The organism is Mycobacterium sp. 1423905.2, assembly GCF_001673155.1.
Lineage (GTDB): Bacteria > Actinomycetota > Actinomycetes > Mycobacteriales > Mycobacteriaceae > Mycobacterium.
Genome location: NZ_LZLE01000259.1, coordinates 109,130 through 123,773 on the forward strand (window position 1 = coordinate 109,130; position 14,644 = coordinate 123,773).

General features: G+C 64.0%; 12 protein-coding genes. 4 read left to right on the forward strand and 8 right to left on the reverse strand.

Annotation, left to right across the window (positions count from 1 at the left end; genetic code table 11):
* Positions 1-29 precede the first annotated feature (29 nt).
* Both A9W95_RS17080 and A9W95_RS26915 read left to right on the forward strand, forming a co-directional pair.
* Entirely contained in the window at positions 30-569 is a 540-nt protein-coding gene (locus A9W95_RS17080) for a hypothetical protein (RefSeq protein ID WP_156746247.1), read from the forward strand.
* A 335-nt stretch (positions 570-904) separates the two neighbouring features.
* Entirely contained in the window at positions 905-1,171 is a 267-nt protein-coding gene (locus A9W95_RS26915; protein WP_156746248.1) for a hypothetical protein, read from the forward strand.
* A gap of 22 nt (positions 1,172-1,193) precedes the next feature.
* Here A9W95_RS26915 and A9W95_RS27525 read toward each other — a convergent pair whose 3' ends face one another.
* Positions 1,194-3,236 carry an adenylate/guanylate cyclase domain-containing protein gene (locus tag A9W95_RS27525; RefSeq protein WP_067415126.1) on the reverse strand — a complete coding sequence of 681 codons (2,043 nt, stop codon included), beginning with the start codon at positions 3,234-3,236 and terminating at the stop codon, positions 1,194-1,196.
* A gap of 150 nt (positions 3,237-3,386) precedes the next feature.
* Positions 3,387-4,280 (reverse strand): amidohydrolase family protein, encoded by an 894-nt coding sequence (locus tag A9W95_RS17095; protein WP_067415189.1) that lies wholly within the window; start codon positions 4,278-4,280, stop codon positions 3,387-3,389.
* 239 nt (positions 4,281-4,519) lie between these two features.
* Here A9W95_RS17095 and A9W95_RS17100 point away from each other — a divergent pair, with 239 nt between their 5' ends.
* Positions 4,520-5,617 carry a diguanylate cyclase gene (locus tag A9W95_RS17100; RefSeq protein WP_067415131.1) on the forward strand — a complete coding sequence of 366 codons (1,098 nt, stop codon included), beginning with the start codon at positions 4,520-4,522 and terminating at the stop codon, positions 5,615-5,617.
* Positions 5,618-5,636: 19 nt separating this feature from the next.
* On the opposite strand, the gene A9W95_RS17105 is transcribed toward A9W95_RS17100, so the two are convergent.
* Positions 5,637-7,178, reverse strand: coding sequence for an NAD(P)/FAD-dependent oxidoreductase (locus tag A9W95_RS17105; RefSeq protein WP_067415134.1), 1,542 nt, complete (start codon positions 7,176-7,178; stop codon positions 5,637-5,639).
* Between the two features lie 15 nt (positions 7,179-7,193).
* Entirely contained in the window at positions 7,194-8,828 is a 1,635-nt protein-coding gene (locus A9W95_RS17110; protein WP_067415137.1) for an adenylate/guanylate cyclase domain-containing protein, read from the reverse strand.
* A 212-nt stretch (positions 8,829-9,040) separates the two neighbouring features.
* On the opposite strand from A9W95_RS17110, the gene A9W95_RS17115 reads away from it, so the two are divergent.
* Positions 9,041-9,880 carry a TetR/AcrR family transcriptional regulator gene (locus tag A9W95_RS17115; RefSeq protein WP_067415140.1) on the forward strand — a complete coding sequence of 280 codons (840 nt, stop codon included), beginning with the start codon at positions 9,041-9,043 and terminating at the stop codon, positions 9,878-9,880.
* Here A9W95_RS17115 and A9W95_RS17120 read toward each other — a convergent pair.
* From A9W95_RS17120 to A9W95_RS17135, 4 genes are all read right to left on the reverse strand, one after another.
* Entirely contained in the window at positions 9,877-10,653 is a 777-nt protein-coding gene (locus A9W95_RS17120) for a class I SAM-dependent methyltransferase (protein WP_067415191.1), read from the reverse strand. The two genes, A9W95_RS17115 and A9W95_RS17120, sit on opposite strands and share 4 nt — an antisense overlap.
* A gap of 187 nt (positions 10,654-10,840) precedes the next feature.
* Positions 10,841-11,143 (reverse strand): hypothetical protein, encoded by a 303-nt coding sequence (locus A9W95_RS17125; RefSeq protein WP_067415143.1) that lies wholly within the window; start codon positions 11,141-11,143, stop codon positions 10,841-10,843.
* A 17-nt stretch (positions 11,144-11,160) separates the two neighbouring features.
* Positions 11,161-13,008 (reverse strand): hypothetical protein, encoded by a 1,848-nt coding sequence (locus A9W95_RS17130; RefSeq protein WP_067415145.1) that lies wholly within the window; start codon positions 13,006-13,008, stop codon positions 11,161-11,163.
* 164 nt (positions 13,009-13,172) lie between these two features.
* A complete protein-coding gene (locus A9W95_RS17135) occupies positions 13,173-14,504 on the reverse strand; it encodes an MFS transporter (protein WP_067415194.1) in 1,332 nt (443 codons plus the stop codon).
* Positions 14,505-14,644 lie beyond the last annotated feature (140 nt).

The window sequence follows — 14,644 nt, forward strand, 5'->3', positions numbered from 1 at the left end:
GACAGTGGGTTTGAGCTTATCGTAGGGAAGTGAGGGACAAGCTGCCTGTGATGCTCCTGCGCGCAGCGACCCGAGCTCTGGCACTGCTGGCCGTCACCGTCGTCGCTGGATGTGGGACATGGCCCTTCGACAATCGCGCCAGAGCGCCGCGACCCGACACGCCGGTGACGATCCCCCAGCCGGAACTGGAACCCGGTTTCGTCCTCGACGCAGATCCGATGCGGGTCCTGCGGGACGGCGTTTACTTCCTTCGCTCACAGGTCAAGTTGGACGCGTTGATGCAAGGCAACTTCGTCGTCATCACCGGTTACCGCCGCCAGGTGGCAGCCGACGGCTCATCCGTGCAGACCGGCGCCTACCAGTTGAGTCCGCGCAATGAGTGGCAAGCAATTGCCGACGATGAGGTTGTGTGGTCGCCGAGTCAGCAGCGATGGCTGACTCCCGCCGCGCCCCAGCCTTGTCGCTGGGACCGGTCGGCAGTAGGGGTTGGCCGACCGCGAAAGTCATGGCCGACTCCGCAACTAGCTACCTCACCTACAGCTACCAAGAACTCGGCGGGCGCCCGCTAGTGGACGGGATCGAAGCAGCTCTCGCCCATGGCGGCCCGCTCCCGCAGTCGGTGCAAGCGGCCACGTTCAGTCACGGGGCGAGGGTTTACGTCGAATCAACGTTCGCAGCTGACCCGCGCTACACCATCCGCCGAGGCCGCAACGCCAACACCGGCGCGGAAGAACCGGCGACGGTATACAGCTGCGACACGTCGCCGGACTGCTCCGCACCGGCCACCGACATAGCTACGGCGGTCACGCACGGCGCACGGTATACGAACTTCGCCGGCACCGCCCGCCTCGACCTGGACAGTTCGGGCCACGCCGCCCTTCGCCCCGTGCAATCGGATACACCCGTGGCTAACCTGACCTATCGCGTCGTCGAATCTGGTGGACTCAAGCGCATCACGCTACGGGCGACCGACGAAGAGGACGCTGAAACGTTCCGACAGGCAATGGGTATCAGCGACGAAAACTTCGTGATGGTCGAGTACAACGGCCAGGTCAGGATCGGTGTCGCCGAACCCGGTAATGACACCACCACAGTGGCTGCCTACAACCGGATCGCGGTGAACGACGTGCTCGGTCACTGGACTCCGGCGTTACCGTCGACGCTGCCCTGAGCGTCAGCCCGTGCCGGACGCGCTACTCGTGTACCTCGTGCAGCACACAGACGCGCACCGGGTCCCGCTTGCCCTTGACCCGCACCCATCCGTGCTCACTCACTCGGGCGGCGGGGCCGAGCGCGGCAACGGTCCCGGGCCCGACGACAACCTGACCCGCCCGGGCCAGGCTTTGCAGTCGCGCCGCCAGGTTCGTCGTGTCGCCGATAGCGGTGAAATTGCGCATCTCCGCCGCACCGATGTTGCCGACCACGGCCGGCCCGGTATTGATGCCTACCCGAAAGCGTGGCCAGTCGGGATGTCCGGCGGCGGCTTGCTCGACCACCTCATGCAGTGCAAGTCCGGCTCGGGCGGCCAGCAACGCATGATCGGGCTGGCGCACCGGCGCGCCCCAGATCGCCATCATGGCGTCGCCGACGAATTGGGTGACCGTGCCGCCGGCGTCGAGAATGACTGGGACGATCGCTCCGTAGTAGGTGTTGAGCATGGTGACCACTTGCTCCGGTGAATGAGCTTCGGTGAACGCGGTGAAGCCACGCAGGTCAGCCATCAATACGGTTACTTCGGTAAGTGCGCCGCCCAACCCGGCCTGGTCCGGGTCGGCCAGCAGTGCCGTGGCGACCGCCGGCGACATGTAACTGCGGAACAGTCCGTCGAGGTGACGGTACAGGCGGGCGTTCTCCAACGCGATCGAAGATTGGGTCGCGAACGAACGCAGCAGTGCGACGTCAGCATCGGTGAACGTGCCACCCGGTCGTCGCACCGTGATCACCCCGGCAACCTGGCCCTTGACCATCAATGGAAGTTGCATGGCATCGGCCTGCTGATCGGAATCGGTTGTGAAGGAACCGGATCCGGCGATCTCGCCGGCCGGGTCGTCCTCGAAACGAAGCTCGCCGGCGTGCACGAGACCCAGTCGAACCTGGTCGTCGGGGAAGGCATCGTTGATGGCAGAAACCACCGCGTCAAGCAAGACGTCCTCGTCCTGGATAACGCTGGATTCGCGACCGACGGCGACCAGCCGGCCCAGCTTGCGCACCCGCTCCCGTTCGGCACCAAGCGCTTCGGCACCACGTTTCAACACAGCCACCTGTTGCTCGGTCAACCCGAACCGGTCGGCAAGTCGGGTGGTGACGGCGCCGGGCGGCACCCGTTCGCCACGCTCCCGGCGTTGCAGCAGGTCGACCATCGCCTCCAGCGCCGCGGCGTAGTCGCGGCGCAACTCCGCGATCGTCTGTCGGGTCGCGAGCGCGTCAAAAAGCCCGCGCGCCGAACCTTCCTGATGAAACCGAACCCTTGCGCTGTAGGCGATGAAGCAGAAAGCCGTCGTCATCAACAAGTGCCACAGCCACCATGAGGCGTGCCAGCTCATCCCGAGCGCCAACGCCACCGAGGCCTCGGCCAATAACACGAATGAGGTAAGCACCGACATCAGGACCACGGCCGGACGCCGCCGGTAGACCGGGAAGTAGGCGAGGGCCGCTAATGCGAACAGCACACAACCAACTAGGGCCGCGTCCTGCTCGACACCCTCTACCCGGTCTTGGTCCGGGAGTCGGTCAAGCAAACCGAGGTAGACCACCACCGCACAGGACGCCATCAGTGCCCCGATCAGCATGGACAGGCCGCGGCGCAACTGCCACAGCCGGGCATTTCTGGCCGGATTGAAGGTGATCGCCGAGGCCAGCGCGATCAGACCGGACAGCACCAAGCCCATTCGCGTCGGCAGCATGAAGTCCGCGTCGGATGTGTCCACCAGTACGCCAGGGGTAACCAGCGCATGCACGCCAAAGAATCCGGCGGTAGTGACGAAAACCAACGACACCAACCACAGGCGGGCGTCATCGCGAGCGCGCGCCGCTCGGCCTATCGAGACGCCCAACCCCACACTCACTGCTGAAGCCGATAGCACCAGCACAAAGTGCGCCACCCGGTTGTCCCAGGCCAGATCGACTTTGGGCTGGGCCAGCAGTAACCACAACGCCAGCATCGGTAGCGCCAGGTGCATCAACCAGTTCGCGGTCCGCAGCGCGGACCCGCGATAAGAACCTACGCCGATCACCATCGGCACGTTATGCCACGACCCCTCACCATCCGGCTTGTGGCCCGTACAGAGGAAACACCAACCAATTCAACACATCGCTTAGGGCAATCTATTCAAATGCGCGAGCAATGGCCGAACTCGTGCGCAAAGTGTCCAGCGGTCCGCGACCGATCAACTGGCGACTCCGTCACCGAGACCGAACAGGTGAGCCGCGTTGTGGTAAAAGACCTTTCGCAGCCACTCGTCATCGATGCCCGGCAACCGGGTGAGGACTTGCATCGCGTCAGTGAAGCCGTACGGGATGTTGGGGAAGTCGCTGCCGAAAAGGATGCGGTCGGCATGATCGCGCAGCCGCGGGTATTCCGACGGCGGAAACGGCATGGTTTCCTCGACGAAGGGCGTGAACGCCATGGTCGTGTCGAGCCGCACGTCGTCATACCGGTCAGCCAGATCGAGGAACTCCGGATATTCGGGCATTCCCATGTGCGCGATGATCAAGTGCAGCCGAGGGTGGCGCCTGAGGAGAGCGGACACCGGTGCCGGGCCGGTGTACTCCCCCGGCGCCGGGCCCGATCCACAATGGATGACAACCGGAGTTCGGGCGTCGGAAATGGCGCCCCAGGCGGAATCCAGCAGCGGATCTGTGGGGTCGTAACGGCCGACCTGAACGTGCGCCTTGAACACGCGTGCGCCGTCATCGATCGCGCGCCGCACATAGGTTTCGACGCCGGGCTCGGGATACAGCGTCGCCGTGTGCAGGCAGTCGGGCGTTGCCGCGGCGAACGCGGTGGCCCATTCGTTGAGCCAAGCCGCCATTCGGGGTTTGTGCGGGTAGACCAGTGAGGTGAAGGCGCGGACACCGAAGCCACGCAGCGTCTCCAGCCGGCGCTGCTGGTCGGTCCGGTAGGCGATCGGCCACGGGCGCCCCACCAGCGGTCCGGCGTCGTCGAAATATCGCCACACCTTGTCCATCACCGATTTGGGCATGAAGTGCACGTGCACGTCGACCATGCCCGGCAGACCCAATGATTGCCAGATCCGACGTACCGATTCGGTGTCATCCATCGTCAGCCAGAATGGCAGGTCCTCGACGACGGAATGCCGTCGCCCGCGGCTTCGCTGGTCGACCCGCAGAACAGCCTCAACACCACCGTTAATTATGGTCATTCTGACAGTTCGCGATATCCACCAACTGGTCTCCGCACCTCAGCAATAATCGGCTCAGCCGGCCTCAGTACACGCAACAACTGCCAGCACGACGACGTAATCATCCGGTAGCGATTGGGAGCGAGTAAGAGTCGATGATGACCGCGACCTTTAGCCGGTGGTGGCGGGCCGATCAATACGACTGGCTTTCCGGGTACCTGGCCGCGCGGGGGATCAGCGGTGCGACGCGGGCGCTGATGGCTTTCATTGCGGGCTCCATGGTGTTGTGTCTGCTGGCGCTGCTGGCCGGCTCGGACGGACCACGCGGTGCGGCGTCGATCGCGATGACGTGGATGGCCATCGCCGGTGGGCTGGCAGGCATGCTGCTGTGGATATGGCGCTGGCCGACACGGTCCCAGTCGGTGGCATTCGCACTGACTTGCAACACCTCCGTCGCGCTGGCCTGTTTGGCGCATCCCAATCCGTTGGCCGCGCTCATCGGGTGCATCGCCTTCGCGACCTTCGGCGCGTACATCGCGTTTTTTCACACCACCGGGTTCGTGTTGTACAACTTCGCGATAGCCGCCGCTGTGGGGTGCTATGAGGCCGTGCGGCTCGCGGAATCCGGACACCCCAGCTTGGCTGCGGTCGATTCGTGGCTGGTGGTGGAGGTCAACATCGCCCTACCACTGGCCATTCGAGTTCTGGTGCGCGCCTTGTCCGGCGATCTGCTGCGCGCCGACCGCGATCCGTTGACCGGTCTGCTCAACAGACGCGCGTTTCAGCACAACACCCTGGGAATGATCGTGGCGCGTCGCGGCATCGACGCTCACCTGGCGGTTCTGCTCATCGATCTCGACAACTTCAAAGCCCTCAACGACGACCGCGGCCACGCCGCAGGCGATTACGCCCTGGTTCAAGTGGCGAAGGCGTTACTCGCCGCTGCCGACGGGCAGGCCGTGGTGGCGCGCAGCGGCGGCGAGGAATTCCTGGTCGCCGGCACGTCGGCGGGTTGCAACGCTGACGTGATAGCCGCCCAGATGTGCCGAGCCATCGCGGCATCCACCGCAGGTGTCACCGCCAGCATCGGCACCGCTTGCGCTCGCCTTGACGATCCCGGAAACGGCGAATATCAGTCGCTGCTCGACCAACTCATCACGGCCTCCGACGCCGCGATGTATCAGGCCAAGCGGCTGGGCGGCAATCAGTCCTTCCACCACGAATTATGTGAGGAGCGCGGCCAGCGGACGAAGTAGTCGCAAGCCGTGGCACTTGTCAGCTTGTCTCACCGGTGGAACTACTCGCCGCCGCGGGCACCGCACCGACAGGCGTTGTCGTATAGGCGTCCGTATCGAATCGTTTGGTCTGTCGGCGGAAGCGAAATGTGAAGTCCGGCCACAGCGTCGTGTTGTTGCCGTGAGCATCCAGGTACCAGCTCCCACAGCCACCGGTTGTCCATACCGATCCGGCCAGCTTGTCCTGCAGCTCGGCGTGATAGGCGTCCAGCACCTCCGGTTTGACCTCGACGGTGCGAAATCCGTTGTGCTGCATGGTGTTCAAGGCATCAACTAGGTAATTGAGCTGAGATTCGATCATGTACACCATCGAGGTATGGCCCAGCCCCGTATTGGGTCCGACCAGAACGAACATGTTGGGGAAGTTGGTCATGGTTGCCCCCTTGTAGGCGCGCATGCCCTGTTCGGCGAAAGTGTCGCTGAGACTGCGCCCGTCGACGCCGCAAATGGTCTGGAACATCGGTGAATCGGTCACGTGGAAGCCGGTGGCGATGACGATCGCGTCGACCGGCCGAACCGTGCCGTCTTCGGTCACGATAGCGTCGGCGCGGATCTCGGCGATGCCGTCGGTGACCACTTCGACGTGTTCGCGGTCGAGCGCAGGGTAGTAGTCGTTGGCGATCAGCATCCGCTTGCATCCGATGCGGAAGTTGGGAGTCACCTTCTTGCGCAGTGCCGCGTCCTTGATCTCGAAACGGATCTTGCCCCGCGAGATCAGTTCGAAGGGCAGCATGAAGCGGGGGGATTTCGCCAGACCGACCACTTGAGTCTCGCGAGCCAGATAGATGCCGGCCCGCGCCAGCCGCATGAGAGCCGGAACTCGGCGAAACAGCCAACGCTCGGCAGCGGTGAAAGGACGATCGAAGCGCGGCAGCAGCCAAGGCGCGGTGCGCTGGTAGACGTCCATGTGGCTGACCTTGTCCACGATTGCCGGGATGATCTGAATGCCCGAGGCGCCGGTTCCGATTACCGCGACGCGCTTGCCGGATAGGTCCGCGTCGTGATTCCAACGCGCCGAATGGAAAAGCTGACCGGTGAAGTCCTCGATGCCGCGAATGGGTGGGAGCTTCGGTTCGGCCAGCGCTCCGAACGCGGCCACCAAGACATCGGCGGTGATCGAGCCCCGGCTGGTGCTCAGCTGCCACCGGAGGTGTTCGGGCTGCCAGCGGGCGTTGGTCACTTCACAACCGAAGCGATGGCGGTCCAAGACACCGGCGTCACGAGCGACCCGGCGAAGGTAGTCCTGTATCTCGGGTTGCGTCGAAAAGGAGCGAGTCCAGTTCGGGTTTGGCGCAAAGGAATACGAGTAGAGGTGGGACGGTACGTCACATGCCGCCCCCGGATAGGTGTTGTCCCGCCAGGTGCCGCCGACATCGTTGCCGCGTTCGAAGACCAGGAAGTCATGATGACCCGACTCGGCCAGCCTGATCGCGGCGCCGAGCCCCGAGAAACCACTTCCGATGATGGCGACCTTGACGTGGCCGCTGAGCTTTTCCTCCGACGGTGTAGCGTTCTCGGGCATTCCGGTCGCCTTTCTTCATTGGGCATCGTGCGATTGTCGGGTTGGCTTCGCCGCCTGTCTCGGGCTTGCCAGTCGGGTCGGCTCGTCGCGGCCCCGAAGTTTGGTTTCCTCACCGAGTTCCCAGCAGTTCTGTTCTTCGGATTCACTGGCGCACACCGCAGATGCCGCGGCCAGGACGCGAGATGGCGTGGACTTGGCCAGCTCGCACAGTCGAGCGGCTTCGTTGACCGGGTCACCGATCACCGTGTACTCGAAACGCTCGTACGCGCCGACATTGCCCGCCACCACGGTGCCGGCAGCGATGCCTACGCCGGCGGGACACTCGGGTACCTCGTCGACGAGTCGCTGCGCAATGGTGCGAGCCGCGGCCAGTGCATCGGTTTCCGGCGACGTCGCGGGCACCGGAGCACCGAAGACGGCCAGTGTCGCGTCACCCTCGAACTTGTTGATGAGTCCTTGGCGAGAGTTCACCTCATCGATGATCACGGTGAAGAACCGATTGAGCAGTTCCACGACTTCGGTGGGGGCGCGCCCGGAGATGAGTTCGGTGGATCCGACGATGTCGACGAAAACAATTGCCACATGGCGTTCCTCGCCGCCTAGCTCGATCTCTTGGTTCTCTGCGGCAGCGGCGACCTCGCGGCCGACGTGGCGGCCGAACAGGTCGCGGATGCGTTCGCGCTGCCGTAATCCCTCGACCATTCTGTTGAATCCGCGCTGCAGTTCCCCCAATTCGGTGCCGTCGAACACCTGCAGCTGGCAACTGAGATCGCCTTCTTCGACGCGCTCCAGCGCAACCCGCACGGTCCGCACCGGCGTGGCGGTGAGCCACCCGGCGACCAGGATGAGGAAGAAGCCGAATACGAACGCGGCCACGGCCAACAACAAGACCGCAACACCTAACTGAGACAGTGTCATATTGCGCCGCGACAAGGTGAACACCGCGGCCAAGGCGATACCGATGACCGGCACTCCCGATCCCAGCAGCCACGCCGCTACGGCGCGCCCCATCACACCGGGGCCGGAGCGCTTCGGCGCGCGGCCGGCCTGCAGTGCTTGGGCGGCCACCGGCCGCAACGCGAACTCGGCAACGAAATAGCAACTCGCCGACACCACAATGCCGCTGAAGCTGATGCCGAACACCATCTTTGGGATGTAGTTGAAATCCACCCGACCGTAGAGGATAGCGAACACGACGGTGCCGATCGCCCAGAGGACGACGGGAATCACGGTCAGCCGCCACGGCGCCGAGAACGTGTTGCGTTGATCCTCAGCGGTTGGAGGCTTCTCTTCGATGGCCCACCGCAAATCGTGAAGGATACGTTTGGTGGCCCAGATCCAGCCCACCACAAGGGCTAAGACCATGTACACCGGAGCGGCCACCACTGTGATCCATCGTGCGCGGGGCGCGAAGACGTTGGGCTCGGGGATCGCCACGGTCACCACGACCATCACCACACCGATCGCGATCAAGTTCGCCGACACCACAAAAATGGTCAGCAACAACTGCAGGCGCACCCGCCGCCGTTGTTGGCTCTCCGCAGGGGTACCCAGAATCCATGAGCCATAGGAAGTTTCGGGCAGATTCCCGCTTTGCCGGGTGATGATCTCGAGCAGGCGGCCGGATCGCTGCGCCAGCGTCTTACCCACGCTCGGCTGATTCTTGACGATACGCCGTCACGCCGCACCCGACAGTCGGCCAGACGGCATGATCGGTGCGGGGAGCGACGAACCCGTCATGAAGTGCCTCCCGCAATGTCGCCAGACCTATCGGTGAGCTGGTGTAGACGGTAACGTTACCGATCGAACGAGCTAACGGTCTAGTGCCATTTGAAATTCATATACAAAGCGAGTTTATTGCTATGTCACGACGCAGGTCGCGACGCGACGATGCGGTGCCGGCAGATGTCGTTCAGGCCACCTTGGCCTCGGCTGAACGCCTCGGGCGCGACGTAGCCGACGTGCCGATCGTGGTGATCGCTCACGCGTTGGGGGTGTCACGCAGCACCTTGCTGCGCCAACTCGGTGGGACGCGCAGGCCGCTGGATGACGCGGTCCGCAATTCCGGGGTGGATCCCGGCGGACGCCCGCCCGTGCGGTTGCGCGCCGTGGCCGCCGCCGCCGCACTGATCAGCGAGAAAGGCGTCGAGGCAGCCTCGTTCGAGGCGGTGGCCGCACGCGCTGACTGCTCGGTGCACAGCCTCTATGCGGTCTTCGCCAGCCGAGAGGACTTGTTGCAGGTCGTCTACGACCGCTACCTGCCCGACCTGGACATCGGGGATGTCCTTTCCGCCTCGCCCGCTGACCTCGAGGCAACGGTGCGTCGCATCTACCGGTGGCTCGCCGGGCTCTTATTGCAAGAGCCGCGAGTCATCGTCGCCGTTCTCACCGATGCGTTGGCGCGTCCTGGGCAGCCCAGTGGTCAGGTGCTCGCGGAGCACGGCGCCTGGCAAATGCTCACCCTGCTTGATCGGTGGCTGGGGCAAGAAGTCACCGCCGGCCGTATCCGCGACCTACCGCGCACTCTGCTCATTCAACAACTCGTGAGTCCCGTTGCCGTGCATTGCATGATGCGTCCGGGCTTGACCAGTGCGCAGTCCGCCGTCACCGTCCCGGCACTGGACGACTGTTGTGACGTGTTCACCGAAGCCTTCATCCGTGCGGTCGCAACACGGCCGGATCGGTCCAGCGACGGCGCCTAGACGCGCCGGCCCGCGCCATTCGTGCGGGCATAGACGACGCTGACCAACGGCGGTCCGAAGCGAGTTGGCGGGGGCAACTGATCCGTTTGCAGGGTGGGATCGGCGGCATGGGCGAGCGCCTGCAGCGCCGATACGCTGTAGGCGCGCAGCGAGCTGATGAAGCCGTCGTGCACCGCCGGTCGCGTCGCTGGCCACAACCAGAACAGCGCGTTGATCGGAAGCATCAGCACGGTCGTCAGCAGCACCGCAATCGGGTTGCGGCGCTTGAGATCAATGACCAGGAAGCGTTCCCCCACTCGGGTGGCTTCGGCAATTGCGCGACATGCGATGGCTGGCGGCAGATGGTGCAGAGCCAAGGCGAACACGACCAGGTCGTAGCTGTGATCGCCGGCGTCGATTGCGGTGGCGTCCAGCTGCTGCGTCCGTGCCCGCGGATGGGCTCCCAGCGGGCCGGCGGCGATTCTGGCCAGTGACGTCGGGTCGAGATCGCTGACCGTGACTGTTGCGGTGGGATGCAGCGCGAGGATTTGCTCACAAAGCTTGCCGTGGCCCGCGCCGAGTTCCAGGATTCGGGGATTCGGCACATCCGATACGACGGCCAGGGCGGCACGCGCGTACTTCTTGTGCTGCTTGGTTAGCGTTCCGAATCGGTCGAGCATCCGGATGACTTTCTGTTTTACGTCATCCGGTACGTCGTCGCGGTCGAGGTACTCGAGCGATTGGGTCTGCAGTTGACGATCCAGCCAGGAAGCGTTGGGGCCACCGCGCGGCATCGAGGCGATCGCCGACTCCCGCTGCTGCGAATTATCGGTCGCGCACGCGCTTTCCACTGCATGGTGTTCCACCGCTGAATCCACCTAGGGCTAAAGGAGTATGTCGGTGAAGTAGTCAGTTCCAGCAACGGGAAAGTTCCTATGCGTTTGGCCAGACCTCACGGCGGCCAAGCGGACCGCGGTAAAGTCACGACGAGCGGCGCCGTTTATCTCCGACGGGCAGCACCAGCACCTCGGCGATCGAGTCCCCATTTCCGGCAACCGGTTTGGGCCGGGTACGACCGTCCAACGTCCTCAGCTCGCCAGCCACGTCTTGGTAGTCCCAGGCCAGGTCATGAGCTTCGCGCGCTACCCGCGTCAGCGTCTGGGTCAGCGCCCCGACGATCCGTCGCACGTGCAGCACTGTCGTGTCGAGCACCTGGTGCACAACGTCTGCGCCGCGCGTCACGGCGACTTCGGCTCCTCGGCCGATGTCGGCAATTATCAGCACGTTACGGCCAACTCCTTCTACTGTCGCGCGTGTTCTCGGGGGGCCGACTCTTGCTCGGCTCCCTGCTCGGGTTCACTGTTGTTGATGCGGCCTGCGCCCCAGGTGAGTGCCGCCACGATCGCGAGCGTGCAGATCAAGACGATCAGGCAACCCACCGTCCACAGCCACTCGGGATGATCTGAATTGCGTTCCCGCTGCAGGATTGTCATCTCCTGGACAAACGGACGCGTCGAGGACGACTCGGCCGGCACTGCCGACGCCCCAATCCCCGGGTCCGCCGGCAGGTAAATGGGCACGGCCGCCAGCGTTTTTCCGTCGTGCACGCGCAACAGCGCTTTCCAGCTGCCCCACACCGGAATTGGCGTGGTCGACCGGTAGTGACCCGGACCGACTCGCTGCAATTCGTCGATCACCAGACCACGCTCGTTGGGTAGGCCGCCTTGCCATGCCAAAATCGACACCCACTCGGGGTCATCGCTGACCAAGTTGTCTGGAGTGATTCTGATGTCGGCGCTCACCATGCGCTGCCCGCTGTCGTTCGACAGGTCGGTCAATTGCACTGCCGCAGTGCCGTTGACAGGGACTCGGTACTGCAGACCGTTGGTGACCGCTCCGCCGATGACCATGACGGTGAGCGCCACCAGACCGATGCCGATCTTGCGCGCCGGCAAGCGTCGGCCGGTCAACACCATGCCCAGCATCGCGCCGCACAGCCCGGTGAGCACCGCAACCGGCGCCGCCATCGCGAGAGCTTCTCCCCACATGCTGGTCGGCCACGGGTAGTGGTAGACCGCGCGGATCCACACTGACTCCAGACCCAACCCGACGGTGCCGACCGCCAGACCACTGACCGCGCCGAACACCAACGGCCGCTTCACGAGTGAAGTCAAACCGATCAGTTCGACGACGATCGCCGGGCCGAGGTAGAGCGGGAACCAACTGACCGGCGCGCCCAGTATCGGCCCCACCACCAACGCGACGATGCCGCGGATGACGACCGACATCACGGCCGCCACAATCGCGGCGCCGCGCCCGAAGGTCAGTCGGGCGGCAACCAGGGCGAGTGCGCCGGCCGCGGCGATGAGCATGGGTTGAAACACCAGGCGGAATTGCGGGACGCCGAAGTCGAATTCGATCTGAAACACCGAAAGCCCGATCACCAGTCCGCCGAAGCGTACGTACTGGCGGAGCCGTAGTGCGAGGGTGTCGGGTTCCCCACCGGGCTCCATCGCCTTCTTCGCTTCGTACTCGAGCATCACTGAGGCCAGGGTGGACAACCCGGCACCGCCGATCATCATCAGATGCGTCGGACCCCACAGGGTGACGTCTTGGCCGAACAGGCGATGCCAGACGTCGTCGAGGGGGAAGCCGACGAGTGCATAGAACCCGCAGCCGGCGATCAACACACCGCCCACCGGGGCATACCAGTTGTCGGTAATACGAACGGCGGCCGGACCGGGCTTGTCGTAGGGCAACACCACGGCGAGCATGCCGCCAACGAACAACAGGAACAGACCGATGATGATGAAGTAGTGCGCCGGGTTGGCCAAGGGCCCTGGATCCCTGCCCTTGCCGATATGCAGGCTGACGTCCCAGATGAAGCCGAACAGCGCAAAGATGATGTTGAGCGCGAAAACCAGCACGGGCAGCGCTACCCACGGCGGCCGGTTGAGCCGTCGGCCGCAGGCTTCAGCGAGGTTGTTGAGCCAAGTGATCTTGCGGCTGCGATGCAGATAGCCGATCCACACCAGCGCGACCGCGAGAACCGCGGCAACCCCGGTCAAGCCGATCACCTGGTTAAGTGCCGCACCGCCACCTTCCGGGCCGGCCGCACTCACCTGGGTTGCTGGCGCAAGGGTGGTCATTGTTGCATTCCGTCGATCGTCGTTTCCACATCGGTCGAAGCAGTGGTGCGACCCAGCGGCCGCCGCATCCGTCAATCAACAGTAAACGACCGTACACTGTTGGTTCAAATGTGACGGTAAGCACGTCGTGAGCGGATTGCGCCCGTTTACTCAAGCGGAACGGTTCAGCCGGCCTCGTCGGCCGGTATGCGAGCAGCCTGCCCACTGTCCCCTAACGGCTCGGAACCGGGCAGTGGTTTGCCGGCGACTTCCGGTGTGAACAGCAGGGTGATCACACCGACGAGACCGGCCGCGATGAGCATGTAGGCCGGGACCATGACGTTGCCGGTGCTCGATATCAGTGCTTGTGCGATCAGCGGAGTGGTGCCACCCACGGCCGAGATCGAGATGTTGTAGGAGATGGCCAATGCCCCATAGCGCACCCGGGTAGGGAACAGGGCGGGTAGCGCAGAGGGTGTTGTGGCGTCGAAGCACAGTTCCATCAGCCCGACCAGCAGTACGCCGATGAAGATGAGCGGATAGACGCCGCCGAAGCGGATCAGCAGGAATGCGGGGATGGAACCGCCGATCAGCAGGGCGCATCCGGTCCACATCACCGGTTTGACGCCTATGTGATCGGACAATTTGGCGACCAGCACCACCGTGGCCATCAAAATCGCCAACGTCGTCACGATCATCACCATCCCGGCGACGTTGCCGACCCGAACGACGACTTTGAGGTAGGTCGGCAGGTATCCGGTCATCATGAAATCGGCCACTTGGGAGGTGAGGACCAGGGCCGAACAGATCAGCATCGGCCGCCACTGTCCGGCCACCGTGCGCCGAAGCAGGCGCAGGCCGCGCTCGTTCGACACGTCGACGGTGTGGGTGATCTGGGTGTAGGCCGGAGACTCCTCGAGTCGCAGTCGCATGTAGATCGCGATCAAGCCGAACGGCGCGCCGAGCAATAAGGGAATCCGCCATCCCCAGGTCAGCATGTCTTCGGGCGCTAGCCACGCTTGCAGTCCGCTCACCAGGAAGCCGGCCAGGACGAACCCGACGAGATTGCCCATCGGCAGGAATCCGACCACCATGCCGCGCTTGCGGTCCGGGGCTTGCTCGACGAGGTAGGTCATGGCGCCCACGTACTCGCCGCCGGTCGACAAGCCCTGAAAGACGCGGGCCAGCACCAGCAGGATTGGGGCCCAGATGCCGATCTGGTGGTAAGTGGGCAACAGACCGGTCGACGTCGTACTCACCGTCATCATCAGGATCGTGATGATCAGCACGCGCTTGCGTCCGATGCGGTCACCAAGGGGACCGAAGACGAATCCGCCGAGTGGACGCACCACGAACGCCGCCGCCAGTGAGCCGAAAGTCGCGATGAGGTGGACAGCGCTGACGCTGTTGCCGGGATAGAACACCTGGGCAAGGGTGGTGGCGATATAGCCGTAGATGCCGAAGTCGTACCACTCCATGAAGTTGCCGATCGCGGTGCCCACGATCGTCCGCGACATGGTCGACCGATCGGTGTCGTCAGTCGAGGTCCGCGCCCGCTTCGTGTCGCGTTCGGTGTTCATTGACACATCTTTTACCCGAAACTTTGCTGGCTCCAACCCAGCCGCGCGCGACCGCGCCGGTGCAGATGTCAGCAATC

What these genes read in the sequence shown, in the direction of transcription:
- A9W95_RS27525 (WP_067415126.1), bottom strand. Translation starts at nt 3,236, where the DNA reads ATGGTGATCGGCGTAGGTTCTTATCGCGGGTCCGCGCTGCGGACCGCG.
- A9W95_RS17095 (WP_067415189.1), bottom strand. Translation starts at nt 4,280, where the DNA reads ATGGATGACACCGAATCGGTACGTCGGATCTGGCAATCATTGGGTCTG.
- A9W95_RS17105 (WP_067415134.1), bottom strand. Translation starts at nt 7,178, where the DNA reads ATGCCCGAGAACGCTACACCGTCGGAGGAAAAGCTCAGCGGCCACGTC.
- A9W95_RS17135 (WP_067415194.1), bottom strand. Translation starts at nt 14,504, where the DNA reads ATGTCGCGGACGATCGTGGGCACCGCGATCGGCAACTTCATGGAGTGG.
- A9W95_RS17100 (WP_067415131.1), top strand. Translation starts at nt 4,520, where the DNA reads ATGACCGCGACCTTTAGCCGGTGGTGGCGGGCCGATCAATACGACTGG.
- A9W95_RS17120 (WP_067415191.1), bottom strand. Translation starts at nt 10,653, where the DNA reads ATGCCGCGCGGTGGCCCCAACGCTTCCTGGCTGGATCGTCAACTGCAG.
- A9W95_RS17130 (WP_067415145.1), bottom strand. Translation starts at nt 13,008, where the DNA reads ATGACCACCCTTGCGCCAGCAACCCAGGTGAGTGCGGCCGGCCCGGAA.
- A9W95_RS17115 (WP_067415140.1), top strand. Translation starts at nt 9,041, where the DNA reads ATGTCACGACGCAGGTCGCGACGCGACGATGCGGTGCCGGCAGATGTC.